Source organism: Massilia eurypsychrophila (assembly GCF_002760655.1).
In the GTDB taxonomy this organism is placed as follows: domain Bacteria; phylum Pseudomonadota; class Gammaproteobacteria; order Burkholderiales; family Burkholderiaceae_D; genus JAFCUW01.
Genome location: NZ_PDOC01000002.1, coordinates 39,018 through 65,497, shown reverse-complemented (window position 1 = coordinate 65,497; position 26,480 = coordinate 39,018). Strand labels below are relative to the sequence as shown.

Here is a 26,480-nt window from a genome sequence, read left to right as displayed (position 1 = left end):
GCCTGCGTCCTGCAGGCTTTGGTGAGGTATATAATTGGCAACCACTTCGAGGAACGTATGCACTACGACCCTATTCAACTCGGCGCCGCCCTAGCATGGATATTTAACGCCTGGTACTGGTCACGGAAAAAGTAAGCCGGCCTCGCGCCGCTTGCGCTCCTCTTCGCCCTCAGTTCCCATCAGCGCCGCCGGCGACATCGCCAGCCCACGCGGCACCGGCTGCGGCATCCGAGTGCCATCGGTCAGCGCGCGCGGCACATTTAGCGATTGCTTGGCCTGCATGCCGATGGCGATGTTCTGCAGCGGGTCGGCCAGCAGCTTGCCGGCTGGAATCTTCGACAGGAATGCGCTCGAGCCGATCCGGTCGAGCAGGGCGGCCATGCCGGTGCCGGCCGTGTTGGAGTTGTTGACCGCGCTGCCAGCTGGCTGGAACTGCTCGTAGCTGGCCACCCGCCCGATTGCCCTCATCTGGTCGATGGCCGGCTTGTCGAAAAACAGGGCCAGCTTGCGGTCACCGATCGCGTTCAGCGCCTTGTTGTATGCCGACTGGCTGAAGTTGCCCACCTCATCCTCGGCGCCATTGAGCGCCCGCGCCTTCAGGTGGCTGGTGATCTGCCCCTTGATGGCGGTCATTGCCTCCGGATTGCCCTTCACGGAGTTCTTCAGCATGGCGACGTCCATCACGTTGGACTTGGCGCCGGCGCCGACGATGAATTGCTGCACGAACTTGTCTGGCTCGATGCCGTCGCGGACAGCCTGCAGGGCCGGCGTCTTGTCGACGATGCCCATCCATGCCCGGTTCATGCCGCGCGCCTTGTTGAAGGCGGCGATCGACTCGCGGCCCATCTCCTGTCCTGGCAGCAGCGGGGCGTCGTCCAGCGCGCTGCGCACCATGCCCAGCGCCTTGCGCTCAGCCATATCGAAGGTCGAGCGCTGCAGGTCGCCGATGCGCGTCTTGAACTGCTCGGCGACGTCGACCGTCAGCGGCATCTCGCCGGCGGCGGCCTTGTTGAGCAGGTTGCGCACGTCGGCCGGCAACTTCCCGCCCAGCAGCGCGTCGTCGAGCAGGTTGTTGGCGCGGTTGGTGAATGCGTGCGGATCGAGTGCCGCACTCCGGCCGCCAGTGTCGCGCGCGCGCTGGTACAGGTTGCCGATGATGTCCTTTGCGCGGTCGTTGCGCTGGCCGAGCGCGTCCATCACCTTACCGCCGCCGGCGATCGCGTGGTCAGCGGTATTGGCGCCCAACGTGTTCAGGCCGGCCGTCAGCTGGCGATCGTTCGCGTTCTGCATCTGGCCCAGCTGCTGCGCGGCGACATCCTTGCTATTGATGCCCAGCTTGGCCAGGTTGCGCTGCTGCGTGACGACTGCCGGATCTAGCGTCAGGCCTGCCCGGTTCGGCGTGGCGCCCGTCAGCCGGTAGTCGACCAGCCGGCTCACGGCGGCAGGCGAAATGTCGTCGCCGATCTGCATAGCCTTGGACACGTCGGCGCGGATGCCCTGCGCCACTTCGGCCGGCAGTTGCGACAGGTTCATGCCGCTGCGCTCGATCGCGTTGTTGATGGTGATGTCGATCTGCACCGGGGAGGGCGCGCGCGGCGATACCATGTTGCGGGCGGCGCCGGCGGCCGACTGCCCGGCGCGCATCGCACCGTTGACGGCAAACGGGGTAGCCACGCCAGCGGCCAGCGACGCCACCATCTGCGAAGTGTCGTTGCCGCCAGTCTCGCGCGTGTAGCCGCCGGCCGCGCCCGCGGCGCCGGCCGATGTCAGCTGCTGCGCCGGGTTCGATGCCAGCATGCGGCCGACACCTTGCGCCATGCCAGTGGTAGCGCCGGCCACCTTCGACGCGGCGCCCAGCATGCCGCCGCCACCGGCCACCATGCGGGCAGCGTCACCAACGACGCGCTCACCGGCGGTTCTCGGCTGCGGCAGGCCCGCTATGTCGGCGAGCGCGGCGCCGGTCCGTGCGGTCGGTTTGTTGCCCAGCACCGGGCTGGCCAGCGTGCGCAGCGGGTTGCCGACGAAGGCGTCGAACGTGTCGCCCAGGCCCTCCAGGCCGTAGCGTGCGGTCAGGCCGAGCTGGCGCGGGACGTCGGCGATCGAGTCGTTGAGCTGCTGGCCGAACGGCTTGGTCTTCGGCGCGGCGCTAAACTTCGCAGCCAGGCGGTCGTATTTGTCGTCGTCGGACGCCCCGTATTGCGCAGCCAGTTTGTCGTAATCAGGCATTATTTAAGCCCCGCGGAGAGTTTGAAGTTGGCCAGCGCCTTGGCGTCGGGGAAGCTGTACGTTTTCCCATTCGGTGCGACGATGGAGTGCTGGGCTGCAGTAGGCGGATGAGGATCGGCGTCGGATTTGTAGTTAAACCGCGTTGCCGCATCCTTCCGCCCGGTCGACAATTCATATTGCCGCTCCAAGCCTTGCTTCTGCGCGCCCATCAAATGCAGATAGGTGTCGACCACACCGTTGAGCTGCTTTGTGGTCTTTGCGTTGTCGAGCAGGTGCGCCAGCTCTTGCCGCTCCTCCACGCCGCCGCCGCCGGCCACGATCGACTTCAGCACCTCCTTGGCAACGATGCCCTTCGCGGCGTCGAAGTTGGTCGGCGCAGTGCTGCCTGTTTGCTGCGCAATGATGTTGGCGTACTTATTGACCAGCGGGATATCCTTGTTGTCGAGCGCGCCAATCAGCCCCTTCAACTGCGTGAGGTGGTCGGTTGCCACTGCGAAGGATCGGATCGAATCGCCCTGCCTGCCGGTGGTGAAATCCCGCATGGCTCGCTTCTTGCCGTCGTATTCGGTCGCGTCGAACTCAGGGTATTTCTGCGCGACGCGCTCCATCATCTGCAGCATCTTCGGGTTGCGCAGCGCGTAGCCGGATGGTGGCGCCATCTTGCCCATGCCGATGGCGTCGATCATCGCCTCGGATGCGTCGGGGCCGGTGCCAACCGCCTGCTCTTTGTCGAATTGCAGGCGGGCGCCTGCGTTGCGATCTGCAAAGCTCTTTGTCTTGGTGAAGCTCTGCAGTCTCTTGCCGCTGTAAGGATCGAGGCCATCCACCGTGCCACCCATGTCGCGGAAGTCGAGTTTCTCAGCCACCCCGTAGCCGCCGCTGATCGGGCGCACGGTGCCGTCATCGGCCGTCTGCACCAACATCGGGCTACCGTCTGGCCCGCGCACGACCTGCGGCTTAGTTTCGTACTTCGGCTTGAACTTAAGCGCCGCTGCTTCCTGTGCGTCAGCTTCGGCATGGTGGCCGGCGCCGCGCAGCTCTTGGGCAAGCACCATCCGCTGACTGTACGGGTCGCCCAGCGCGGCCTGTTGCGGCGCGCGAGCGGCCGGCGCTGGCTGGTCAGCTTGGAATGCCTGCATCCAATCAGGGCCGCCGACCTTCGGCGACATCGGGCCGCCCGGCATGGCGGATGCTGCCTGTGGCGCGCCGCCGGGCGTAGTTGGAACCTGCTTGAGGCGCTGGTCGACGTAGAACTGGCGCAACCCATCCGCCTGCTCGCGCGCGCGGCCGCGGTCAGCCAGCCCACCCTGCATCTCCTGCATCTGCAGCCCGCGCATTTCAGCCATCTGCTTGGCCTGCTGCTCGTCGAGCTTGCGCTTGCGTGCCGCTAGCGTGCTGTCCTGATAGGCTGTGTGTGCTCCGCCAAGGATCTGACCGAGGCCGCTCGGTCGCGTCGACGGCCCGGATTGCTGCAGCATATGCGCCGCCGCGGCGAGCAACCCCTGCGTCTGGTCATCGCTGAGGTTTGAAAACTGATCGAGTAATCCAGCCATAATTGCTCCTTAAGTGCCGTAGCCGAACGGGTTGTCTTGCAGTGCACTAGTCATGCCACCGCCGGCACTGCCGCCCGGCTTGTTCCAGCTGTCGAGCAGCCCGCCGAATTGTTTGGCCAGCGCCGCGCCGCCGGCGATCCCGCCCAAAATGTTCCCCGCCTTGTTCTCGTAGAGAGGCGAGCTCTCAGTGCGAGATCCCGGCACTTGGCCAAGATACGGCGAGAGCAAGCCGTTCACCTTGCCGGCCTGGTTAAGCGCGTAGCTGTCTTGATTCTGGCCTGCGCCGGCCGCGGTGCCGAGCAAGCCGCCGAGGATGCCGCTGCCTTGACTGATGCCGGACATGTTCAGTTGGCTCTGGTTCTGCGTCGCGCCTAGATTCGCCAGATTGGTCTGCTGCTGGAAACCGGCGTTGTTCTGGTTCGTCTGCTGCTGCGTGGCCAGGTTGGCGAGTCCCATCTGCTGTTGGTTCGCTGTGTTCTGCGCGTACATGTTGTTCGTCGCGCCGACGTTGGCAAACTCGGCCGCGTTTTTGGTGGCCGCGTTCTGCGAAGCGACGCCGTACTGCTGGGCGCCCAGTCCCTGCGTTGCCGCCAGTGCGCGGTCCTGCCCTTGGTTGAATGCTGATGCCTGCGCGCCGACAGCGGCGTTCGTATTGTTCTGGCCGAACTGGTTGATTGTCTGCTGCTGCGCCTTGGCGAAGTCGCCGATTGCGTTGCCTTCCGCGATGCCTTGACGCGAGCCGCCGTACTGGCCCGATAGCACCGAGTTGCTTCGAATGCTGCCGAGCGCGCTGTCAAGACCTGATCGGGCATCGCCCTGCATCTGATTGAACACATTGCGCGACTGGTCCATCGAACCCTGCAGCGCCTTGTTCAGATACGGATTGGCGCCGGCGTCGCCGTTGATGAACTTGTCATAGCTGCCGGACAGGTTCATGCCGTTCTGCGACGGGGCGTTGACCATGTTGCCGACGTTGTAGGCCATGCTCGACTGCTGCGCGGCCTGGCCCTGCGCTCCGAGAGATTGCGCTGCCTGCGCTTGTGGTGCCTGCTGACCGCCGAGTAGGCCGGTGGCTGCGTTGCGCATTGCGCCCATGTCGGCGCCGGCGTTGCCCAGGTAGCCCAGGTTGGCATCGCCGTACTGCTTAAGCAACGGGTTCTGCGGCTGTTGGCCGAGCGCTTGGTATTGCGACAGCAGGCCCTGCTGGCCGTTTTCACCGAACAGCATGCCTGCGATGCGCGGGTCCATCTCGCTTTTTGTCGTAATTGTCTGGTTGCCTGCGCTGCTGCTGCCGCCGGCGCCAGATGCGCCCAGCAAACCACCCACTGCGCTGCCGATGCCGACGATGTTTTTGGCAGTGCCAAGACCGCTCAGAAGGCCGCCGCCGGTTGCCGCCGTACCGCCTGCAGTCGCACCTGCAGCCCCGGTGCCGCCAACGCCCGCTGCAGTCGCGCCAGCCGTGCCTGCGCCCGTTGCGCCCGCCCCAGAGGCTGCTGCCAGTCCGGCAGTGCCAGCACCGGCTGCCGCCAGCGCGCCACCACTCTGCACGCCGCCGAGAAAGCCCAGCTCACCAATTGCTGACGGAATCGACAAACTGCCGAGTTCGGCGGCCGACAACAGATTGCCTGCGCTGCCGTACCCCGCCGCGGCGCCCGACGATCCCGCGCTCGAAGCGGCTGCGCCGGCGCCGCCGAATGCGTTCAGCAGGCCGCCCCCGAAGATGCCGCCGGCGACTGCCGGGATGGCGAAGCCCATGAACTTGTCAAGATTGCTCTCAACGCCGTTCGGATTTTCGTTCCACCAGTCGACACTATTCTGCGCGCCGGTGATGCCACCCGCTCGATCCTGCTCGGCGAGCTGCGCCATACCGCCCGGCGTGCTCGACGCCTGCATGCGCTGATCGAAAATCTTCTTAAACTGTGCCGGGTCGTAAGCGCCCTCCGACGAAGACATCATCTGCTGCAGCTGAGAGTCGCTGTACGCCATGTTTTGCGGCGAGTTGGCGGTGTAGTCCGCGGCGGTCATGCCTTTGGCACGCAGCAATTGCGCCATCGCGTCGATTTGTCCTTGGGTGAGGGCGGCCATACGTTCTCCTTAAATACTCCGTGTCGTTGATGAAAAAGCGATCGTCAGGCTTTCCGATCGAGTAGATCGGCAGGGCCGGCCTCCACAGATTCCATCGCTTCGCGAATCGCTGTGATGGTCCCCCTGACCACTTCCGGCGTTTCTTGGTCGAGCAGCGCCTCAACCTTCTGGCCGAGTTGGACCCCGATGTCGAATAGGGCCGCGACAGCTTCGGCGCGCTTCATCTCGGTTTCGGTCGCAGGCCGGACGGTGACATTCTCACGCCGCTCGATCGCTGCGGCCACGTCAATCAAGCTGACCCAGCCTTTCGTGTCTTCGTTGAAAAGGCATCCGAGGACACCTGGCGCCCGCGCTTGAAGTTCTTGCGAAAAATAGACAACTTGCATGCGGTTTCTCCTAATTCGTTTTACTAGCTTCCATTGAACCGCAGCCGCCTATCATCCGGAAGATACGATTGCAATGCCTTCGAAATGTCTCGATGGCTTTGCGCGTGCTCGATTCCGTAGCGCGCCTTTAAGCGCTCGCTTACGAGATGCCGGGGCTCCTTCCTGTCAAGCAGATGGCGCGCAAACAGTACGCGCTGCTCCGGCACGGTCAGTGCTGCCTCCATTCGCGCTATGACCAATTCCCGGAAAGCTGCTTTCGCGTCGTCTGGTTGATCGAGCTCTTCCAATTCCTGTAGCAAGGTCGTGAAACCATCAGCGATGCTCATGGCGATCCTCTTTCTGGAGGCTGGCCACGGCGCACTCCCCAAGCGCGCGCATATTGTTCCGGAGCCTTCTGCACGGCCTTGGTTGCTTCTGAGTCCGCCGTGGAGGGTCGCCACGCACCAAGCCGTATATAGCCGTTTTTTTCGGTCTGCTTGTACCCAGCGCGATGAGCGCAGGCGAGTCTCGTCCAGTAGTCGCGCAGATCAACCGACGCTCGAGTCTGCGTTTTGACGTCCTCGATGTCGGCCGCCGTCCATTCGTAGAAATTCGCGAGATAAGCGAAGTCTCGGAGGAACTGTCTAGACACCTTCATCTGCCCAGTCCTTTCCAACAGCGCCGGGGATCTGGATCTCGACGGCGAACCCATCCCGAACTAGCCGGCGTGCGAGTACGAAGGCAGCCGACTGACCGGTGTAGCTTGCGTCGTTGTCGCCGGCGATCAGAACTCTGTCGACACCGGCTGGCGGCACCCACGCTTCCAGCAATGCGGCGTTCGTAGCAGCCCATACCGGCATCAGGAACCGCTGAGAGGCCGCCAGCGCCGTTTCGATGCCCTCGGCAATGCCGATTGTCGTCCGCGCCTCACCGAGTCGAACTGAGGCCGTTTGCAGCGGTTTTCCTTGCATGAACTTCTTTGCATCGTCGACCGGGGCTTTTTCTCCGTCCGCCGTGAGATAGGTTCGATGGATCGAGGCGCCCACACCATTCGGGTATCGCATCATCGCCAGCATCGCCGGATAGCTGCGGCCCTCGCTGTGTCGCAGATTTGAGTGGAAGCGCAGGTCGGCCGGCACCTGTTCGACGCCGAGGCGGCGGTTCAGGTAGAGCCACACAGGGTCGCCGTGCGTGACCGCCTTGCTTGCCCTCCATACCGCGCGCAGCGCTTCAACCTTGCTCTCCTCGGTGCGCGCCTGCACCACAGCGCCGGCCTGGACCGTGCCGACGACCCGGTCGACCTCCTTGGCGGCATGTTTGAAGTCCCAGCCGAAAAGGCGCTGCAGCAGACCGAAGCCGTCGCCCGAACCGCAGTGCGAGCAAATCCAGGTGCCGCGGCCGCCCTTGTCGTCAAACCGATACCGGTCTTTCCCATCACAGGACGGGCATGGCCCGTGCTGGTTTATCAGGAAGCGCTGGTCGACTCCCAGCGTTTGCAGGATGCCGGGCCAGCGCCCGATCGCCTCGTCGGTCGTCCGCGTCTTAAGCTGCTGCACGGTCGCCCCCCCTCGATTTCGCTTCGCGGATCTGCAGGTGCTTGAGGAAGTCCCGCACCTCCTTGGTTGGCTCCGCGGCGACGTCTTCCAGACCGCGCGGCCATACCGCAAAGTATTCGCGGTACTTGTGAGCGATCCAGCCTTCACGGTAACCCTTGCTCTCGGCGATCGCGATCAACTGGGAATAGAAAGCTTGCTTGTCCAGCTTCGTGGCTTTCGGTTTTCCCTTCGTCAGCAACACCAGCTCGCCGTCGATCACGTCGACATTGGCTTTCCGCTCCGCGGCGAACCCGCACACAGGGCACTTGTGGGTCACCTTGACGTAGCTGCAGGAAGTGCACGGCTTCGGTAGCGGCGCCTCTCGCTCCTGCATGGCGCCGGCAGCGCGTGGTGCGCCGTCATCGAGGCTGAGTGGGAACTCATCAGTGGGGAACCCGAGTCGGCACACTGAACCCGAGTGGTCCAAGATCAGCGCGCGCAGCTTGGAATGATGTGGGCGCAGCACCCGGCCAGCCATCTGGATGTAACGAATCAGGGAACGTGTCGGGCGCGCCAGGATCAATGTGCGGCAAGCCGGAAAATCCCAGCCTTCGGCGAGGATGCCGACGTTCGAGATCACCATCGTTTCGCCCGTTTCGATCCGCTGCAAGATCGCCTGCCGTTCGGCTTCGTCCGTGTAGCAGTCGATGTGTTCTGCCGCGACGCCCGCGGACAGGAACCGCTCGACGATGTGCTTGCTGTGGGCGATATTCGACGCGAAGCAGACCGTCGGCGTGTCCTTGGCGAGCTTGAGCCAGTGGGTGACGATGTCGCCGACCAGCTCCGGCTTGTCGGTCGCGCGGCCGACGTCGGCATCCGTGAAGTCAATGTCGCCAAATGCGTTTCGGCTCTGCTTAATGCCGGTCATATCCGGCTCGGATGGCGCGTAGACATCGGCGTCGACCAAGTAGCCGTCGGCGATCAGTTCAGGGATCGACGCTGCAATGACCATTTGCTGGAACAGGGCGCCGCCCAGGTCGTCGTAGTGCTTCCCCAGTCCCTTTGCGTACGGGGTGGCGGACAGACCGATCACGGGTACACCCTTGGCCGCGGCGATCACGGCGCGGTATTCGCGCGACCCGGCGACCGTGTGCGCCTCGTCGATGATGATTAAGTCGACGTCGGGCAAGCCGCGTTTGGCGACCGTCTGGATACTGGCCACCAGCACATTTTCGTAGATGCGAGCGGTGTTCTCGCCCTGGATGATCCCGTGAGCGATTCCCGACCGGGTGAAGCGGCGCGAGGTCTGCGCGACCAGGTGCACGCGATTGCACAGGAACGCCACCCGCTTGTGTTTCGCTCGAGCGCCTTTGACCAGCGCCATTCCGATCTCGGTCTTCCCTGACCCAGTCGGCGAGCAAAGCATCAGCCGGAGGACACCCCCAGCCAGGGCGAGGCGAAGGTTCTGGACCGCGTTCGCTTGGTATGGGCGGAGGGCAAGCGCGGAAGTCAAACCATCCACTTCATGGTCGGGCCGGGTTTCGCCCTTAGTCTCTTCTCTCCTCTTCTGGCGATAGTCTAAGTGAGGCACCTGCTCTTCTGAGAACAGCACATTGCTAGCATCGTTTGCGTGCATCATGCTGGCACCTCGCTAGCGCCCTGCGGAGGGATCAGGAAACCGGCCGCAATCAGTTCGCCCAGCTCGACGTTTTCGCACGAAAGTTTGCGCTCAAGAAATGCCGCGTCGTACGGTACACGTCCGTTGTGCTGACTTGCATATAGCCAGATCAGGACGAGATGTGCCTTCGCAATGTCGGGCAGACCACAGAAAACGTAATCATCAAGCAGCGCACGATGAAGCTTTATCCACGGCGGATTGCGCTTGCCGTAGTGTTGGAACGTGTCCCAGTTTTTGATAGTGAGGAATTTCATGCCGGCGCCCCCAGATCGAGTGCGCCCTGTGGGTTGTCGACGTCGACGCGCCGGCCAAGCAGCGAATACCTTGCGATGCCGACGTGCCGAAATCCGTCTGCACCGATCAGGCTTTCCCGGTACGACGCGATCAGCCAGCCAGCCTCCTCGATTTCTTGTATCCGTGTGGCAATTCTATAAAATCCGCAGCCAACACCTTCCGGCGTATTGATGCCGCGTGGACCGAGGTACTGCAGAATACGGAGGAGAGTTTCACACTGAGTGCGGCCACTGGTGTCACGCAGGCCCAAGCCGGCTGTTTGTAGCTCGCGACGCAGTTTGCTGATATGCTTGACGCCGCAGACGAACGTTTGCTTTTGTTTCCCACTCACTCGGCCGGCCCGCTTCGTGATGTGAGCGCCTCCCTTGCCGGAGGCGTTTGCTTTTTCGGGAGTCCTCATTAGCCCTCCGCGCGAAATTCGGTCGGAGCGGCGAGCCAGCGGTGCACTTCGACATTGTCGAACATCGTGCAGCGCTCGGAAAGACGGATGGGCTTCGGGGCCTTGCCCGCAAGCGTCAGCTGGCGCCACGTCTCCCGGCCTACTGGAATGAAATGACGCAACTGCTCCCACCTACTCATGCCAACTTCTGGAAGGGTCGCCGGGGGGTGTTTTACTCTTGCGTTGCTAGCCATGTTTGAGCCTTTCTGGGCGTCGTTGAACATGGCTGTATTTAATAGATCAGGAGTTCGGCATGCTCAGCTTGCCGGAGGATCTTTTCTCCACTTCCCCGACGGATGGGATTGAAGTGCCTCGTGCACCGTCGACTTGCTTTTCCCGACCTTCTGCGTGATTATTCCCGCAATTTCCCGCTTCTCCTTGGTGAGCAACAGAGCGGTTGCCATGCGATGAATCTCCGCCTTCGTCTCGCTGCCTTGCAGTTTCCTGGTTTCGCCAGTAGCTTTTCCTCCGTTTCGTCGGCTTCGGTTGATAGCTGCTTGCTGTCCACCTAAATACGCCAGCTTGTTGTCGCTGTACTCGATCCAATCTCGGTCAGCAGACGCGTACAAAGAAATCAGAATTTGGCCGGCGCTGACCACTGAATGACCGAATTTTCGGTCGGAATGATCAAGGATTAACGTGCCTAGCATCCAATAAAACAGATTTGGATTTGCATCGAGGTGACCCTGCAACCATGCGCCGTGTTCCGTCCATATTTTTATGAACAGGTCGATGGAGTTGCCACAGAGCGGGCCGGCGCATTCCCACGCTTGTAGTTTGCTAACAGCAGAGAGCCGCTCGTCTTCAGTCGGCTCCGGCGCAGGTGGGGTATAGAAGTCCAGCAGGCCGACGCCGCGCGTGCTTGGGGGGCGGCCAAAATCGAACTTCCATGTCCCGAAGAGAGCGTCTAGGAAGCCGCGAACCTCGACAGATCCCTCTGGCCTCAAATTTGACACGGCCCGTGTAGCGGCATCTACTGATGCTGTGGTGTCAATAGATTTAATGAACATAGCGGCGCTCTATTCGCCGGCACTCGAGGTACCGAACGGGTGGGCGACAACCTTACCGTCAGCAGCCATATCCAGATAGTCAGCGTACTGTTGCATCATCACGCGGCGCTCGTCCAAGAACATGGCGCGGTCGTAGGACTCGCCGTAGACGTCACCGGAGGCGTGTGACAGCTGGCGGTCGACCACCTCATGACGGTAGCGCAGCCTCTCTTTGATGACGCCCATGGCCAGTGCGCGGAAGCCATGGCCGGTCATTCTGCCGGCGTAGCCCATGCGCTTCAGCGCGGCGAGGATGCCGAAATTGGTTGCCGGCTTAGAGTGGTCGCGCATGTTCGGGAAGAGATATTGGTTACCTCCGGTGATCGCGTGGAGCTCGCGCAGGAGTGACCAGCCTTGCGTAGGAAGGAACACATGGTGGTTCACCTTGCGCGGCCTGACCTTCTTCTTCCCCATTTTCATCCGGCGCCAGTCAATTATCCAGGACTCGTTCTCGAGGTCGATTTCCGACCAGGGCGTTTCAGTCAGTTCACTGGTCCGGACGAATGTCATCATCATCAAGCGGAACATCACTCTTGTCGGCGTGAACATACGGCCCTCGATTTTTTCGAAGGCGCGCAGGAACTCGGGGAGCTCGTCTGCCGTGATTGCGGCGTGGGTGCCGTTGGAGCTAGGTTTGAGCGCGCCGCGAAGGCTCGGGACCGGGTCGACGTCGGCTTTGCCGCACGCAATCGCGTAGCGGAAGATTTGGCCGCACACCTGGCCCTGGCGCTTGGCCATATCCAGCGCGCCGCGCTTCTCGATCTGGCGCAGGACATCCAAGATGAGAGGAGCCTTGATCGCCGAAATTGGGTGCCGTCCGATCAGGGGGAATACATCCATCTCCAGGCGGTGCAGGATGTTGGTCGCGGTGCGCGGCTGCCAGCTCTCAAGCTTGTTTGCATGCCACTCGCGCGCGACAGCCTCGAACGTGTTGGCGTTCGCGGTCGCCTTGTTGACCTTGTCGATCCGCTTGGCCTGCGCCGGGTCAGTGCCCGCCGCCTTCAGCTTTCTTGCATCCATGCGCTTCTGGCGTGCATCCAAGAGCGAGACCTCTGGATAGGCGCCGAAGGTCAGCCTGGTGTTCTTGCCGTTCGGCTGACGGTAGGCCATGCGCCAGATCTTGGAGCCGGCCGGCGACACTTCGAGATACATACCGTCGCCGTCGGCAAGCGTGTAAGGCTTGTCCTTGGGCTTGGCATTTTTAACCTGTATGTCGGTGAGCGGGGTGGCGAGCTTCGGCATTTTGCATCCATCCTTTTTTGATCCATGCATCCATGTGACCAAGGATGGATGCAAAAAAGGTGGGTGTCAATGGGCATACTTTGGCATCCTGAGCGTAAAAAAGCCCCTAAGCGTTTGATTTCTTAAGGGCTTTTGGGCAAACTTGGTCATACATTGCCATATTCTTGGTGGTGATAGGTGGACTTGAACCACCGACCCCAGCATTATGAATGCTGTGCTCTAACCAACTGAGCTATATCACCGGACAGGCCATTATTATCCGAGGTTTAAAAAAACCTGTCAAGGGTCGGTGGCCATCGCGCCCAAAATCTTTTAGCGTTGCTTTGCTGCCAACTGCTTGAGCATCGCTGGCGCGGGGTCGCCGGCCAGGCAATCGATCACGATCCGCTCCGGCATCGATCGCAGCCAGGTCAGCTGGCGCTTGGCCAGCTGGCGCGTGGCGATGATGCCGGTCTCGCGCAGCGCGGCGCGGTCGATCGTCCCATCCAGATAGTCCCACGCCTGGCGGTAGCCGACGCAGCGCATCGACGGCAGGCCAGGGTGCAGGTCACCGCGCGCGCGCAGGCCGGCCACTTCGGCGACGATGCCGCTGTCGTCGCTGCGCCCGAGCATCTGGTCGAAGCGGGTCGCAATCCGCGCATGCAGCACGCTGCGGTCGGACGGCTCGAGCGCGAACGAGACCAGATCAAACGGCAGATCCAGCTTTCCGCGTCCCGACAGCAGCTCCGACATCGGCCGCCCCGCCAACTGCGTGATCTCCAGCGCGCGGTTGATGCGCTGCGCGTCGTTCGGCGCCAGCCGATCGGCGGTGACGGGATCGAGCGCGCGCAGCTTCTCGTGCATGCCGGGCCAGCCGATGCGCGCCGCCTCGGCCTCGATCTCGGCCCGCAGTTGCGGGTCGGCGCCGGGCAGGTCGTCCAGGCCATCGGTGAGTCCTTTGAAGTACATCATCGTGCCGCCGACCAGCAGCGGCAGCTTGCCGCGCGCGCTGATGTCGGCCACCAGGCGCAGCGTCTCGGCGCGGAACTGCGCCACCGAATACGACTCGGTCGGGTCGATGATGTCGATCAGGTGGTGCGGCACGCTTGCCAGTTCCTCGGCGCTCGGCTTGGCGGTGCCGATGTCCATGCCGCGATAGACCAGCGCCGAGTCGACCGAGATGATTTCGGCCGGCGTCTCGCGCGCGATCGCCAGCGCCGCCGCCGTCTTGCCGGATGCGGTCGGACCCATGATGGCGACTGCGCGCGGCTTCACGGCGCCACCTCGGCGTGGGTCGCGCCGATAAGGCGCACGCTGACGAAGATGGTGGCGCCAAGGACGCAGACGATAATCGCCAGCGGATACAAGGTGCCGTCGAAGGAAGCGCCGACCGCGGTGCCGACCAAAAAAGCGACCGACATCGTCAGCGCGCCCATCAAGCCGGCGGCAGTGCCGGCCTGGCGCGGGAAGGGCGTGACCGATCCGGACTGCGCGACCGGGAAGCTGATCCCGTGCGCGAACATCGTCAGGAACATCGCCCCCACCACCAGCGTCCAGTGCAGCGCGCCGAATCCCACTGCCATCAGAAACAGCGCGCCGGCCGTCAGCGACAAGGTGCCGCCAATGCGCTGGGTGGCAGTCTGGCCGAATTTTGGCAGCAGGCGGCGGCAGGCGATGGTGCCGGCCAGGTAGCCCGATACGGCAAACGCGAAGCAGTAGCCGAACCATTCGGTGGGCACGTTCAGCACGCGGATCAGCACCAGCGACGAGCCGGAGATGAAGGCAAAGATGGAACCGTACGACAGCGCGCCGGGCAGCGCGTTGGCCCAGAATTCGCGCGCGCCCAGCACCAGCTTGAAGTTTTCGACGAGTCCCGCCATTTCGGTGGCGCGCGGATCTTTGTGCGCGTTGGTCTCCGGCAGGCGCATGACCACCGCCGCCAGCAGGCACAGGCCGAGAATTGAATGGACGACGAAGGCGGCGCGCCAGCCGAAGCCCACCTGCAGGTAGGAGCCGAGGATGGGGCCGAGCAGCGGCGCCAGCGACAGCCAGCTGCTGGCGCGCGCGATCACGCGGGCGCTGTCGGCCGGCGCGTAGGCGTCGCGCACGATGGCGCGGGCGATGATGATGGCCGAGCAGCAGCCGAGCGCCTGCAGGAAGCGCGCGACGATCAGCAACTGGATGCCCGGCGCGGCGGCGCACAGCAGGCTGGCGACGACGTACAGGCTGAGGCCAGCGAGCAGCACCGGGCGGCGGCCGTAGCGGTCCGACAGCGGGCCGATGGCCAGCTGGGCGCCACCGAAGCCGGCGACGAACAGCGACAGCGTCAGCTGCACCGTCGATGCCGGCACGGCGAATACGGTGGCGAGACTCGGCAGCGACGCCAGGTACAGGTCGGTCGACAGCGGCTGCAGCATCAGGAAGCCGATGATCAGCAGCAGGATCGGCGCGTGCGCGTAGGCGGGGATCGGGTGGATGGCGTCGCTGGCTCGGGACATCATTGGCCGCGCAGGAAAAGCTTGTCGAGCGCGGAGATTTCGAGCTGCACCCAGGTCGGGCGGCCGTGGTTGCACTGGTCGGCGCGTTCGGTGCTTTCCATCTGGCGCAGCAGCGCGTTCATCTCCGGCACCGACAGGATGCGGTTGGCACGCACCGCGGTGTGGCAGGCGAGGGTGCCGAGCAGCTCGTTGCGGCGCTCGATCAGCACGCGCGAGCCGCCAAATTCGCGCACGTCGCGCAGCACGTCGCGCGCCAGCGTCTGGGCGTCGGCGTTTTTCAGCAGCGTCGGCACCGAGCGCACCGCCAGCGTGGTTGGCGACAGCGCGGCGATGTCGAAGCCGAGCGATTGCAGCGTGTCCTGGTTTTCCTGGGCGGTGCCCACTTCGACCGCGTCGGCGAAGAAGGTGACCGGGATCAGCAGCGCCTGCACCTGCATGTCCTGGCCGTCGACCTGGGCGTCGAGCGCGTTCTTGAGCTGCTCGTACAAAATGCGTTCGTGCGCGGCGTGCATGTCGACCAGCACCATGCCCTTGTTGTTCTGCGCGAGGATGTAGATGCCGTGCAGCTGCGCCAGCGCGAAGCCGAGCGGATATTCGTCGCTCGACATGGTGTGCGGCGCCGGCGTGAACGGCGTCACCGGTGCGCTCGCTGCGCTGCTGGAGGCGGCATACAAGGCGCCGTAGCTGGCGGTGTTTTGCGCCACGCCGGCCGGCTCGTAGCGGTTGGCCGGCGGGTAGGGCGATGGCGAAAAGGTGCTGGATAACTGCGGGCCGAACGACTGCTGTTCGTGCTCGCGGCGCCAGGTCGACGCGGCGCCGCCGACGTCGGCCGCCGGCAGTGGCGCCGGCACGCTGCCGTAGGCGGTGGCCGACGTCTGCGACAGCGCGCGCTGAACCGCGTGGAAGACGAACTGGTGGACCGCGCGGCCGTCGCGGAAGCGCACTTCGATCTTGGACGGATGGACGTTGACGTCGACCAGCGCCGGGTCGAGGTCGAGCCCCAGCACGTACGACGGGAAGCGGTCGCCATGCAGCACGTCCTGGTAGGCGGCGCGCACCGCGTGCACCAGCAGCTTGTCGCGCACGTAGCGCCCGTTCACGTAGAAGAACTGGCCGTCGGCGCGCGCCTTCGATGCGGTCGGCAAGCCGGCGAAGCCGTGCAGGCGCAGCGGGCCGGCCGTCTCGTCGATCGGCAGCCGCGCTTCGGCGAACTCGCTGCCGAGGATGTGCGCGCTGCGCTTGGCCATTTCGCTGACGTTCCAGTGGTCGATGGTGCGGCCGTTGTGGGTCAGGCTGAACGACACATCCGGCCGCGCCAGCGCGATGCGGCGCACGACTTCGGCGCAGTGGCCGTATTCGGTCTGCTCGGATTTCAGGAACTTGCGCCGCGCCGGCGTATTGAAGTACAGGTCCTGCACGTCGATGGTGGTGCCGTGCGCGCCGGAGGAGGGCGCCACCGTGCCCAAGTGCGAGCCGACCAGCTCCCACGCGTGTGGCGCGTCGGCCGTGCGCGACGTCACCGACACGGCCGCCACGGCGGCGATCGACGCCAGCGCCTCGCCGCGAAAGCCGAGAGTGGCGACGTTTTCCAGGTCCGTCAGCGAGGCGATTTTCGACGTCGCATGGCGCGCCAGCGCGAGCGGCAGCTGCTCGGGCGCGATGCCGCGGCCGTTGTCGGTGATGGCGATGCGCTTGACGCCGCCTTCCTCGAGGCGGACCGTGATGGCGGTCGCGCCGGCGTCGAGGGCATTCTCGAGCAGTTCCTTGACGACGGCGGACGGCCGCTCGACCACCTCGCCGGCGGCAATTTGCGAGATGAGCTGGTCGGGCAGGGCCTGAATCGGGCGATGGGAGGGCAGGGGCGCGTTCATGCGGCGATTATATCCTGCGCCAACCACTGCAGGCGGCGCCCCGCTGTTGCCTCAAAAACAGGGTCAGACCCGTTTGTCGTTCGGGCTAAACCCTCTGCGAGCCAATTTTAAACGGGTCTGACCCTGGTTTTGAGGCAACAAAAGAGTAGGTCAGACTCGATTTCTCGGGCTACTTTTGCTCGCGCACGGGGAGCGGGGCGTTGCACAGGTCGATGTGGCCGGCGGCGACCTTGGTCCACGGGCCGCCACGGTTGCGCTGCGCTTCGACCGCCGCTTTATACGTCGCGCTGTCAGTGCGCATCACCTCGAACTTGCTGCGCTCGGCCTCGGGCACATCGGCGGCCATCTTGACGGCGGCGATCGGCACGTTCAGTTCGGGCTTGTCGTAGAAGCCCATCGCGCCGGCGCCGCGCGGGAACGTCGACAGCAGCGGCATGCCGGCGATGACGCGGCCAACGACAGTGATGTTGCGGTCGAGGTGGCGCGGGCCGTGCCCTATCACCACGTACAGCGACGAGCCGCTGCCGCTGTCGGCGCCGGTGTCGCGACCCACGCCGACCATGCCGTAGCAGTGCGCCAGCCAGGCGCGCCCGGACTTGGGGTCGCGCGCCGACGGAAAACCGTTCGAGTGGCCGACCTGCGGCGCGTAACCGTCGCGGTCGGGCAGGCGCGTGAAACTGGTGTCGTTCTTTAGCGGCACGGTGAACTCGCCCGTCAGCGACGACTTCGCCGTCTTCATCGGCCGCCGATTTATTTCGTCCGGGTCGCCCCACTGCACCACCCAGTTGTCCTGCGAGCGAATCACCGCCAGGCCGTCGAAGTACTTTTCGCGCACCAGCGTGCGGATATTGTCGACGTGTGCGGGCGCAAAAACCGGCGCCATTTCGATCACCACGCGGCCGGCCGGCAGCTCCAGGTACATCGTGTTGTCCGGGTCGAGCGGGCGCCAGTCGGCCGGCGTCGACGCCTTGATGACGTCGGCCAGCGTCGGCTTGACTGCCAGCTCGGCCGAACCGGCCGGCGCGGCCGCCACCGCCGCCAGCGCCGCCGCTGCCAGCGCCATCTTGTTGATTCCACTGAAACCTTGCATCGCGGATCTCCTGATAATAGTAGGCATGGCGCCGCTGCGCTGCGTGCTGGCGATTGTAATCCGGAAAATGGACAAGGAGGAAACTTGCGAGAAAGCGAAATTTTCGCCGCCGGCCGCCTTTCTTGGGGGTAGGGCGGGGCACGGTGATGGTATGATTCGCGCCTACCTTTTAGGAAAATTATGGATCTGATGCAATTTTTCGACATGATTCTGCATGTCGATAAAACCCTGGGCATGCTGCTGGCCCAGTACGGTATCTATGTCTACGCTGTGCTGTTCGCCATTGTCTTTTGCGAAACCGGCCTCGTGGTGCTGTTCTTTTTCCCTGGCGACACGCTACTGTTTATCGCCGGCGCCTTCTGCGCGACGGGCCAGATGAATTACCCGATACTGATGGCGCTGCTCATTACCGCCGCCGTCACCGGCAACACGCTCAATTACTGGATCGGCGAAAAGATCGGCCAGCGCGTGTTCACCCACGATTACCGCTGGATCAACAAGGACGCGCTGCACAAGACCCACGAGTTCTTCGAAAAACACGGCGGCAAGACCATCATCCTGGCGCGCTTTGTGCCGGTGGTGCGCACCTTCGCGCCGTTCGTCGCCGGCGTGTCGGACATGACGCACTCGCGCTTTCAGTTCTATAACGTCACCGGCGCCGTGCTGTGGGTCGTCAGCCTCGTCACCGCTGGCTACTTCTTCGGCAACATCCCGATCGTGCGCGAAAACCTGACCACCATCGTGCTGATTGGCGTGGGCGCCGCGGTCGTGCCGATCATGCTCGGCGGCCTGTGGAAATTCGGCCGCAAGATGATGAGCCGATAGCTGTTGCGGCGGCCGCTCTCAAGTTTTCGGTGATCGGGACCGTTACCGGACTGTACAGCAACTCTCTGGAATCCCATGCGTAACCTGATCGCCCTGTTCGCTTGCTGCTTCGTCATTACGACGGCAAGCGCAAACGATCCCGCTCCCGCTCCTGCCAAAACGGCGGTCATTCCGGCCAAGTCCGACGCGGCCGCCGTGGCTGCCGCCGTCAAGCAGGCCGCCTCGGCGCCTGCCGTGGTCAAGCCGGCGCCGCCGCTGTCGCCGGCCGCCCAGCGCCTGAACGAAGAACAGGCCGAAGCGGAGCTGTCGATCAAGATCGCCTCGCGGCTGGCCGAAATGCGCGCCAAGCAGGCCGCGCGCGCCGCCGCGGCGGCGAGGGCGCGCAAGCTCGCCGCCGTCAAGGAGAAGGAAACGATGCTCAAGGCGACCGTCGCCGCGGCGCCGCGTCACAGCAGCACCTGGTCGTACGAAGGCGAGAACGGCCCGGCCAACTGGGGCAAGATCAATTCGGAATGGGCCAAGTGCGGCACCGGTAACCGCCAGTCGCCGATCGACCTGCGCGACGGCATGAAGGTCGACCTCGAGCAGATCGCCTTCGACTACCGCCCGTCGGGCTTTAACGTCGTCGACAACGGCCACACGATCCAGGTCGGCCTCGGCTACGGCAATTTCATCACGGTGCAGAACCGCACCTTCGAGCTGGTTCAATTTCACTTCCACCGGCCGTCGGAAGAGCGCATCAACGGCCGCGGCACCGAGATGGTGGTGCACCTGGTGCACAAGGACGGCGAGGGCAAGCTGGCGATCGTGGCGGTGCTGCTGCAGCGTGGCGCCCCGAACAGCATGATCCAGACGGTGTGGAACAACCTGCCGCTGGAGAAGCACAGCACCATCGCGCCGGTGGTGGCGATCGACGTCAACGAGATCCTGCCGGCCAGGCGCGACTACTTCACCTTCCTCGGTTCGATGACCGAGCCGCCATGCAGCGAAGGCGTGCTGTGGATGGTGATGAAGGAGCCGATGCCGGCCTCGCCGGCGCAGATGGCGCTGTTCAGCCGCCTGTATCCGATGAACGCCCGCCCGATCCAGCCAGGCGGCGGCCGCGTCGTCAAGGAATCGAACTAGGCGCGATGCGATAGCGGCCGGACCAGGTTTCGCCTGCTTGCAGCGTCAGCGGCTCGATCACCGCCGGCTCGATGCACACGAAGCGCTTGTAGTCGTCGTCCTGCATGTCCGGCATCGCCGCCGTATTGGCGGCGCCCGGATTCCACACCACCGCATCGGTAAAGCCATCCTGTTCCAGCTGCAGCGTGCCGGCGCCGCTGTGCAGCACCAGGCGTGGCGCGACGCCGACAAAGATCTCGTCGCGCGTGTCGCCAATGGCCAGCGGCTGCTGGCCCAGGCCGTCGATGCGCACCGCCGCCACATCGTCGACCAGGTGGTAGGTGTGCAGCGCGCTGGAGAACGAAAACGGCGCCACGTCGCAGTTTTCCACTTCCAGCGTCATCGCCAGGTCGGCGCCGCCGACTTCGACGCGCAAGCGCAGCGCGAAGTCGTACGGCCAGGCCGCCGCGCGTTCGTCCGACAGGTCGTGCGGCTCGAGCGCGAACACGGCAAAAGCGCCGCCGGCGACACTGCCGCTGTCGATCAGCGCCCAGTCGCTGACGCGCGCGAAGCCATGCCGCATGCCCGGTCCGCGCTCGTTAAACTGCGGAAAGATGACCGGCACGCCGCCGCGGATGGCGCGGCTGCCGTCGAGCGCCGAGCCGGCGCTGCAGAACAGGCGCTGCCTGCCGTCGGCGCTTTTCCACGACACCAAATGCGCGCCGAACAAGGTGACGATCGCTTCGGCGCCGTCGGCGGCAGTGAGGTGCACGGCCGGCAGCTCGCCGAACGGGGCCAGGGTGATTGCGTCCATATGCGTTTCCTCAGGTGGTGCGGCTCTTGGCCATCGGCGGATTTTGCGCGAAGTAGCGGCGGATGCCTTTGGTGATGGCGCTCGCGATCTGGTCCTGGTAGCCGTTGTCCTTCAGGCGCGCCTCTTCCTCAGGGTTCGAGATGAACGCCGTCTCGATCAGGATCGACGGGATGTCCGGCGCCTTCAGCACCGCGAAGCCGGCCTGCTCGACGGCGCCCTTGTGCAGCCGCGCGATGCCGCCGATTTCACCCAGCACCGCGCGGCCGAGCTTGAGGCTGTCGTTGATCTGGGCGGTGGTGGACAGGTCGAACAGCACGCTGGCTAGCTGCTTGCTGGCCGAGCCGAGGTTGATGCCGCCGATCGAGTCGGCCAGGTTTTCCTTGTTGGCCAGCCAGCGCGCGGCGGTGGAGCTGGCGCCTTTTTCGGACAGCACGAACACCGACGAGCCGCGCGCGGTGGGCACCACAAAGGCGTCCGCGTGAATCGACACGAACAGGTCGGCCTGCACCTTGCGCGCCTTTTCGACGCGCACCCCCAGCGGCACGAAGTAGTCGCCGTCGCGCGTGAGCATCACGCGCACATTGGGCAGCTCCTCTAGCTTGAACTTGAGGCGCTTGGCGATCGCCAGCACGATGTCTTTTTCGCGCGAGCCGGATGCGCCAATCGCGCCCGGATCCTCGCCGCCGTGGCCAGGGTCGAGCGCGATGGTGATCAGGCGCGCCACCTTCGGCTGGCGCGCATCGGCCTTCGGTTCGGCCGCGCGTGCCAGCGCCGGCCGCTCGGGCTTGTCGAGCGCCGTGGCCGGCGTTTCTGCCTGCTGCGGCGCGGTCGCATCGGGCGGGAGCGCCGGCTGGCCGATGGGCGCGGCGCTATCGCGCAGCCATTCGCCTTTTTCGATCATCGCGGCGATCGGGTCGACCGGCGTGACCGGATACAGGTCGAAGATCAGGCGGTGCTTGTAGGCGCCGACCGGCTCGAGCTCGAACACCTGCGGCGTGATTTCTTCCTTCAGGTCGAACACCAGGCGCACCACGTTCGGCCGGTTCTGGCCAACGCGCACCTGCTTGATGTACGGGTCGCCCGACTGGATCTTGGCTACCAGGCTTTTCAGCATGGGATTGAGTTCGAGCCCTTCGATATCGACCACAAGCCGGTGCGGATCGGGCACGACGAAGTGGGTCGCTTTGAGGTTGCTGTCGTTTTCCAGCGTGACGCGGGTGTAGTCGGCCGCCGGCCAGACCCGCACCGCCATGATCTGCGCGCCGCGCGCGAGGGGCGACAGCACCGACAGCAGCAGCGTGCCGCCGGCTTTGAGCAAGGTGCGGCGCGTTAGCGGAATGGTCACAGGGGCGGTGCTGCGAAGGTAAGGCGGTCGAGGCATAGCGAACCCAGGTCGGACAACGCTTGCAATTCTACCTCACGACCTTCGCCGGCCACGTTCAGCAGCACATTCAGGTCGGGCGCGGGCAGCACCGGCGCGCCCTTTTCCGGCCATTCGACGATGCAGATGTTGTCCTTGTTGAAATTCTCGCGGAAGCCGGCGTCGAGGAATTCCTCGGCGCTGGACATGCGGTACAGGTCGAAGTGGATCACGTCGACGGCGCGTCCGGCGAGCGTCACCTGGTACGGTTCGGCCAGCGTGTAGGTCGGGCTCTTGACCTTGCCGGTGTGGCCGGCCGCGTGCAGCAGCGCGCGCGTGAGCGCGGTCTTGCCGGCGCCAAGGTCGCCGTGCAGGTAGATCGTCAGGCCGGGCACCAGCACCCGCGCCAGCGCGGCGCCAAGCTGCGCGGTCGCGTCTTCATCGCGGAGGTAGGCTTTAAAATGCTGCATCGAATAGAATGATAGGTTGATCGTTGACGGCGCCGCGCGCCTTCTCATTTTCCCGCTCCCGCATGCTGCCTGCCCAACCCGACCTGCCAGAACTAGCGCGCGCCATCAAGCAGTGGGGCGCCGAGCTTGGCTTTGCCGACCTGCGCATCACCGACGCCGACCTGGCGCACGCCGAGCCGGGCCTGCAGGCATGGCTCGACGAAGGCCATCACGGCGAGATGGATTATATGGCAAGCCACGGCATGAAGCGCGCCCGCCCGAGCGAACTGGTGCCCGGCACGGTGCGCGTCATCAGCGCGCGCATGGATTACCTGCCGGCCGCCACGCCGCCCGACTGGCGCGAGCGCGAAACGGCGCGGCTGGCCGACCCGGGCGCGGCGGTGGTGTCGCTGTATGCACGCGGGCGCGACTATCACAAGGTGCTGCGCGCCCGGCTGCAGCAACTGGCCGCGCGCATCGAGGCGGCGGCCGGGCAGTTCGGCTACCGCGTCTTTACCGATTCGGCGCCGGTGATGGAGATCCCGCTGGCCGAAAAAGCGGGCCTCGGCTGGCGCGGCAAGCACACCTTGATGCTCAACCGCGAAGCCGGCTCGATGTTTTTTCTCGGCGAGATCCTGGTCGACCTGCCGCTGCCGATCGACGCGCCGGCCAGCGCCCACTGCGGCCAGTGCAGCGCCTGCATCGACGTGTGCCCGACCGGCGCCATCATCGGCCCCGGCCGGCTCGATGCGCGCCGCTGCATTTCCTACCTGACGATCGAACTGAAAAGCAGCATCCCGGTCGAGCTGCGCCCGCTCATCGGCAACCGCATCTACGGCTGCGACGACTGCCAGACCATGTGCCCGTGGAACAAGTTTGCGCAGCGCGCGACGGTGCCCGATTTTGACCAGCGCAACGGGCTGGGCGAGGCGTCGCTGGTCGCGCTGTTCGGCTGGAGCGAGGAGCAATTCGAGCGCCGCATGGAAGGCAGTCCGATCCGCCGCATCGGCCATGAACGCTGGCTGCGCAACCTGGCGGTCGGGCTGGGCAACGCGGCCGACAGCATCAAGGGCGATGCGGCGATCGTGGCCGCCTTAGAGGCGCGCGCGCAGCACCCGTCGGCGATGGTGCGCGAGCACGTCGAATGGGCGCTGGCGCGACACGCCCGGTGCGATCAGCACGGCGTCTAGCCGGCAGTCTTCATCAAATGCGCTTCAGGCGCAGCGCCGACCAGTCGCCGTCGATCGATATCATCGCCACCGCCGTGATGCCCTGCTGCTGAGCGCTCGCGTTGATCGTGTCGCGGTTGATGTCGGTCGCTTTCGACGCACTCTGCTTCAAGTAAGCAATCCACAACGACCCTTTCTCGCCGAGCCGCTCCTGCGCCACAGGCAGGTACTGGTCCAGCTCCTTCTGGTTCAGCGCGAACATCAGCACGACGTCGGCCGGCCCGCTGCCGCTGTCGACCAGATCGGGCGGCAACTGCGACACCACGCCCGGATGCACGGCGCCATTGAGCACCGCGATCGACTTCGCATTTTTCAGGAACATCTTGTCTGCAACGGTTTTTTCGCTCATCGGTATTCCCTCGGCTCGATTCCTGCTATCTGCCCTGCTGAAACGACTTTTAATTCTACAACTAACGCCATTTTTGGCGAGCGCGGCACCGGACGCAGTACCGCCGGTATCGCGCGCCGGTGCTTTTGATGAATCCGTAGCCATTCAGCATGGCAATATGAAAGAATTGGCAACAGATAGTCAATGCATTCGCCAGGAGGCAGCATGTCGTATTCAATTCGATTCGTTTTCGCGGCCATGGTTCTGAGCGGCGCGGCGGCGGCGCACGCCCAGGACCCGACGTCCGACCCGCTGCGTGCGCTGCTGGCCTGCCCGTACGCGAACGGGCTGAAGGCACCCAGCGTCGAACGCTTGCCAGGCAACATGGCGTCGCGCACGGTGCAGACATCGACCGGGCCGATGCAGGTGTCGGTGGCCGACGGCTACCGCATGATGCTGGCGTTTCCCGACACGGCGCCGTTGGTCAACCTGAAGCTGGAGCGCTCGCAGCCGGGCAAGCTGGCGGCCGACCGCACCGCCATCCTGGCGCAGATGACCTCGTTCGCCGCCACGCCCGGCACAAAAGTGGCGCCATTCAAGGTGATCGAGCGGCAGGGCGTGGAAATCATGACGCTGAACAATCCGACATTGAATGGCGGCGGCGTCATCAGCATCTACACCCTGATCTCTGAAAAGAACAACGTCATCGCCACCGCTTACCTGCTGGACCAGAAACCGGCGCAGCGAAAGTTCCAGACCTACGAGCAATACCTGGCCCTGCGCGACGAATTCATCTATGCGCTGGCGCTTTGCATGGCGGAGATGTAGCATCGACACCGACAAGGCCTTCGAGCGCAAATGGTTCGCCCTTGCCGTCGCGGTGCTGCTGCACGCGCTGTTTCTCAACAGCCTGCTGCGCCAACAACCGCGCCAGGCGCGGCCGGACACGACGCCCAGCACGATGCTGTGGATGAACATCGTGCCGGCGCTACCGAAGCCGAGACTGTTGCCGCCGCGGCCGCCCAAAATCGCCAAAGAGCGGCCTGCAAGCGTGCAGTCGGCACCAGCGCCGATCCGCGCACCCGCGCCGGCAACGGCCCTCATTGCACCGGCGGCCGATCCGTTCGCCGATACCGCACCGGCGCCCATCAGCGCGGAGCAAATCATGACGTTTGCCAAACGCGACCTCGCCAGGATCGACCGCCAGTTGCGCGGCGAAGACGGCAAGTCGGGCGGCAAGACTGCCTTCAGCCAGTCGGGCGACAGCCGTCAGCAGCGGCTGGCGAAAGGCTTCGAGCAGGCGCACGACATGGCGCCCAACAAGTGGTACCAGGCGGCCAAGATCGAAGACATCACGCCGCCCGGCGACGACGCGCGCAAGATCTACCGGATCACCGGCGCGTTGGGCAGCTATTGCATGCACTACCCGGACAAGAATCGCATCGGCGCCCAGACCGGGGCCGCCAATTTCGGCGAGCCGAAGCTCGGCAAGTGCCCGACGATGTTCTAGTCGGCCTGGTGGTGGTGGTAGCGGTATTCCTGCGTCAGCCCGCCATAGCCGTAGGCGGTCGCGCGCACGTCCTCGACGTAGATGAAGCTGGTGTCGTGCAGGTTGCCGAGGATGCGGGCGAAGCCGTCGAACGCTTCCTTGATGAACTGCGCCTTCTCCTCCTTGGTATTGGTTTCGTCGGTGATCTTGGTATCGAAGCAGAAGCTGTTCTTGCCCTGCTCGCTGAGCGAACTGCCGCCGACAAACCAGCAGTCGTGCTCGAGGTAGTCGATCGTGATGGTGGTGACGTGGCGGTCCTTCTTCAGGATGCGTCCACCCAGTTCAAGCAGCATCTCGCTGATCTGGCGGGTCAGGCCGCTGGATTTGGTGGCGCTGACTTTAACGTTGATGATGGGCATGTCAATTTCCTTTTTTTGGTTAGCTATGCAACTACTTAAGTAAAAAAAATGTCAGGCCAGGGTCGCGCGGGTCTGCTTGACCCTGCTGACGGTGTCGTTGAAATGGCCCGGTCCCAGGGCAATTTTCAGGCGTCTTGTAACGGCCGCGCTGGCGGCATTCAGGGCGGTCTTGAGCTCGACTGCGGCGGCGGTGGGATGAATGGCGAATTCGCGGCCGTCGGTTTCAGTGTGGCGGCGTTCGACCAGCGCGAGCTTTTGCAGGCCGTCCAGGGTGCGCGTGGCGGTTGGCCGGGCGATTGCCATTTCCTTTGCCAGCTCGCTTTGCAGCAGGGCCGGCTTTTCCAGCACGACGCGCAGCATGAAGGCCTGCGACGGCGTCAGGCCGAACGGCTTGAATGCGCGTGTCCACTCGCGTTCGAGCAGGCGGGCGAGGGCGGTGGTGTTGAAATATAGGCAGTGATCGAACATGCATGCACCTTAACCTGTATTGGTTTGCTATGCAACTACTTTCCGAGCGTGCGGTGGCTGGGGCCGGGCGCCAGCACGGTTCGGGTGCCTT

Annotated in this window: 27 protein-coding genes and 1 tRNA gene; 5 read left to right on the top strand and 23 right to left on the bottom strand. The window is 64.3% G+C overall.

The genetic code is table 11. The features are described 5' to 3' along the window. Window positions 1–120 precede the first annotated feature (120 nt). The 17 genes from CR105_RS03075 to CR105_RS02995 form a co-directional block, all read right to left on the bottom strand. Window positions 121–2,226, bottom strand: coding sequence for a hypothetical protein (locus CR105_RS03075; RefSeq protein ID WP_099786976.1), 2,106 nt, complete (start codon window positions 2,224–2,226; stop codon window positions 121–123). Next, entirely contained in the window at window positions 2,226–3,779 is a 1,554-nt protein-coding gene (locus tag CR105_RS03070) for a hypothetical protein (protein ID WP_099786975.1), read from the bottom strand. The genes CR105_RS03075 and CR105_RS03070 overlap by 1 nt, the downstream gene beginning before the upstream one ends. 9 nt (window positions 3,780–3,788) lie before the next feature. Further along, window positions 3,789–5,864: a hypothetical protein gene (locus tag CR105_RS28180; RefSeq protein ID WP_099786974.1), complete on the bottom strand. Its 2,076-nt coding sequence runs from the start codon at window positions 5,862–5,864 to the stop codon at window positions 3,789–3,791. A 44-nt stretch (window positions 5,865–5,908) separates the two neighbouring features. Next, on the bottom strand, window positions 5,909–6,250 hold the full coding sequence (locus tag CR105_RS03060; protein ID WP_099786973.1) for a hypothetical protein: 342 nt from the start codon (window positions 6,248–6,250) through the stop codon (window positions 5,909–5,911). Window positions 6,251–6,273: 23 nt separating this feature from the next. Next, window positions 6,274–6,576, bottom strand: a complete 303-nt coding sequence (locus tag CR105_RS03055; RefSeq protein ID WP_099786972.1) for a hypothetical protein — start codon at window positions 6,574–6,576, stop codon at window positions 6,274–6,276. A gap of 297 nt (window positions 6,577–6,873) precedes the next feature. Further along, complete coding sequence (locus tag CR105_RS03050; RefSeq protein ID WP_180288072.1) at window positions 6,874–7,785, bottom strand: DUF7146 domain-containing protein; 912 nt, start codon at window positions 7,783–7,785, stop codon at window positions 6,874–6,876. Further along, on the bottom strand, window positions 7,772–9,403 hold the full coding sequence (locus CR105_RS03045) for a DEAD/DEAH box helicase (RefSeq protein ID WP_218968648.1): 1,632 nt from the start codon (window positions 9,401–9,403) through the stop codon (window positions 7,772–7,774). Before CR105_RS03045 ends, CR105_RS03050 begins: the two co-directional genes overlap by 14 nt. Continuing rightward, window positions 9,400–9,696, bottom strand: a complete 297-nt coding sequence (locus CR105_RS03040) for a hypothetical protein (RefSeq protein WP_099786970.1) — start codon at window positions 9,694–9,696, stop codon at window positions 9,400–9,402. Before CR105_RS03040 ends, CR105_RS03045 begins: the two co-directional genes overlap by 4 nt. Further along, a complete protein-coding gene (locus tag CR105_RS03035) occupies window positions 9,693–10,136 on the bottom strand; it encodes a helix-turn-helix domain-containing protein (RefSeq protein WP_099786969.1) in 444 nt (147 codons plus the stop codon). Before CR105_RS03035 ends, CR105_RS03040 begins: the two co-directional genes overlap by 4 nt. Beyond that, window positions 10,136–10,315 (bottom strand): helix-turn-helix transcriptional regulator, encoded by a 180-nt coding sequence (locus tag CR105_RS03030; RefSeq protein WP_229413598.1) that lies wholly within the window; start codon window positions 10,313–10,315, stop codon window positions 10,136–10,138. The genes CR105_RS03035 and CR105_RS03030 overlap by 1 nt, the downstream gene beginning before the upstream one ends. Window positions 10,316–10,432: 117 nt before the next feature. Then, on the bottom strand, window positions 10,433–11,185 hold the full coding sequence (locus tag CR105_RS03025) for a hypothetical protein (RefSeq protein ID WP_099786968.1): 753 nt from the start codon (window positions 11,183–11,185) through the stop codon (window positions 10,433–10,435). 9 nt (window positions 11,186–11,194) lie between these two features. Further along, entirely contained in the window at window positions 11,195–12,466 is a 1,272-nt protein-coding gene (locus CR105_RS03020) for a tyrosine-type recombinase/integrase (RefSeq protein ID WP_099786967.1), read from the bottom strand. Window positions 12,467–12,631: 165 nt separating this feature from the next. Next, a tRNA-Met gene (locus tag CR105_RS03015) sits at window positions 12,632–12,708 on the bottom strand. A gap of 70 nt (window positions 12,709–12,778) precedes the next feature. After that, complete coding sequence (gene miaA, locus CR105_RS03010; protein ID WP_218968656.1) at window positions 12,779–13,696, bottom strand: tRNA (adenosine(37)-N6)-dimethylallyltransferase MiaA; 918 nt, start codon at window positions 13,694–13,696, stop codon at window positions 12,779–12,781. 20 nt (window positions 13,697–13,716) lie between these two features. Beyond that, a complete protein-coding gene (locus CR105_RS03005; RefSeq protein WP_099786965.1) occupies window positions 13,717–14,946 on the bottom strand; it encodes a multidrug effflux MFS transporter in 1,230 nt (409 codons plus the stop codon). Then, window positions 14,943–16,814, bottom strand: a complete 1,872-nt coding sequence (gene mutL, locus CR105_RS03000; RefSeq protein ID WP_099786964.1) for a DNA mismatch repair endonuclease MutL — start codon at window positions 16,812–16,814, stop codon at window positions 14,943–14,945. Before mutL ends, CR105_RS03005 begins: the two co-directional genes overlap by 4 nt. Window positions 16,815–16,983: 169 nt before the next feature. After that, the gene (locus CR105_RS02995) at window positions 16,984–17,904 is read right to left on the bottom strand and encodes a peptidylprolyl isomerase (protein WP_099786963.1); all 921 of its coding nucleotides are present in this window, start codon (window positions 17,902–17,904) and stop codon (window positions 16,984–16,986) included. A 180-nt stretch (window positions 17,905–18,084) separates the two neighbouring features. On the opposite strand from CR105_RS02995, the gene CR105_RS02990 reads away from it, so the two are divergent. After that, on the top strand, window positions 18,085–18,729 hold the full coding sequence (locus CR105_RS02990) for a VTT domain-containing protein (protein WP_099786962.1): 645 nt from the start codon (window positions 18,085–18,087) through the stop codon (window positions 18,727–18,729). A gap of 75 nt (window positions 18,730–18,804) precedes the next feature. Continuing rightward, entirely contained in the window at window positions 18,805–19,854 is a 1,050-nt protein-coding gene (locus tag CR105_RS02985; protein WP_099786961.1) for a carbonic anhydrase, read from the top strand. On the opposite strand, the gene CR105_RS02980 is transcribed toward CR105_RS02985, so the two are convergent. From CR105_RS02980 to tsaE, 3 genes are read right to left on the bottom strand one after another with little or no spacing between them, the layout of a single operon-like run. After that, a complete protein-coding gene (locus CR105_RS02980; protein WP_099786960.1) occupies window positions 19,838–20,647 on the bottom strand; it encodes a D-hexose-6-phosphate mutarotase in 810 nt (269 codons plus the stop codon). The two genes, CR105_RS02985 and CR105_RS02980, sit on opposite strands and share 17 nt — an antisense overlap. 10 nt (window positions 20,648–20,657) lie before the next feature. After that, complete coding sequence (locus CR105_RS02975) at window positions 20,658–22,028, bottom strand: N-acetylmuramoyl-L-alanine amidase (protein ID WP_099786959.1); 1,371 nt, start codon at window positions 22,026–22,028, stop codon at window positions 20,658–20,660. Continuing rightward, window positions 21,989–22,477, bottom strand: coding sequence for a tRNA (adenosine(37)-N6)-threonylcarbamoyltransferase complex ATPase subunit type 1 TsaE (gene tsaE / locus CR105_RS02970; RefSeq protein WP_099786958.1), 489 nt, complete (start codon window positions 22,475–22,477; stop codon window positions 21,989–21,991). Before tsaE ends, CR105_RS02975 begins: the two co-directional genes overlap by 40 nt. A gap of 62 nt (window positions 22,478–22,539) precedes the next feature. Between tsaE and queG the strand changes: the two genes are divergently transcribed. Beyond that, complete coding sequence (gene queG / locus CR105_RS02965; RefSeq protein WP_099786957.1) at window positions 22,540–23,646, top strand: tRNA epoxyqueuosine(34) reductase QueG; 1,107 nt, start codon at window positions 22,540–22,542, stop codon at window positions 23,644–23,646. A 13-nt stretch (window positions 23,647–23,659) separates the two neighbouring features. On the opposite strand, the gene CR105_RS02960 is transcribed toward queG, so the two are convergent. Then, on the bottom strand, window positions 23,660–24,034 hold the full coding sequence (locus CR105_RS02960) for a DUF3052 family protein (RefSeq protein ID WP_099786956.1): 375 nt from the start codon (window positions 24,032–24,034) through the stop codon (window positions 23,660–23,662). A 204-nt stretch (window positions 24,035–24,238) separates the two neighbouring features. Between CR105_RS02960 and CR105_RS02955 the strand changes: the two genes are divergently transcribed. After that, on the top strand, window positions 24,239–24,841 hold the full coding sequence (locus CR105_RS02955) for a hypothetical protein (protein ID WP_099786955.1): 603 nt from the start codon (window positions 24,239–24,241) through the stop codon (window positions 24,839–24,841). Then, window positions 24,810–25,523, top strand: a complete 714-nt coding sequence (locus CR105_RS02950; protein ID WP_099786954.1) for a hypothetical protein — start codon at window positions 24,810–24,812, stop codon at window positions 25,521–25,523. Before CR105_RS02955 ends, CR105_RS02950 begins: the two co-directional genes overlap by 32 nt. On the opposite strand, the gene CR105_RS02945 is transcribed toward CR105_RS02950, so the two are convergent. Both CR105_RS02945 and CR105_RS02940 read right to left on the bottom strand, forming a co-directional pair. Beyond that, the gene (locus CR105_RS02945; RefSeq protein WP_099786953.1) at window positions 25,520–25,921 is read right to left on the bottom strand and encodes a tautomerase family protein; all 402 of its coding nucleotides are present in this window, start codon (window positions 25,919–25,921) and stop codon (window positions 25,520–25,522) included. The two genes, CR105_RS02950 and CR105_RS02945, sit on opposite strands and share 4 nt — an antisense overlap. A gap of 51 nt (window positions 25,922–25,972) precedes the next feature. Next, entirely contained in the window at window positions 25,973–26,389 is a 417-nt protein-coding gene (locus CR105_RS02940; protein ID WP_099786952.1) for a MarR family winged helix-turn-helix transcriptional regulator, read from the bottom strand. Between the last annotated feature and the right edge of the window lie 91 nt (window positions 26,390–26,480).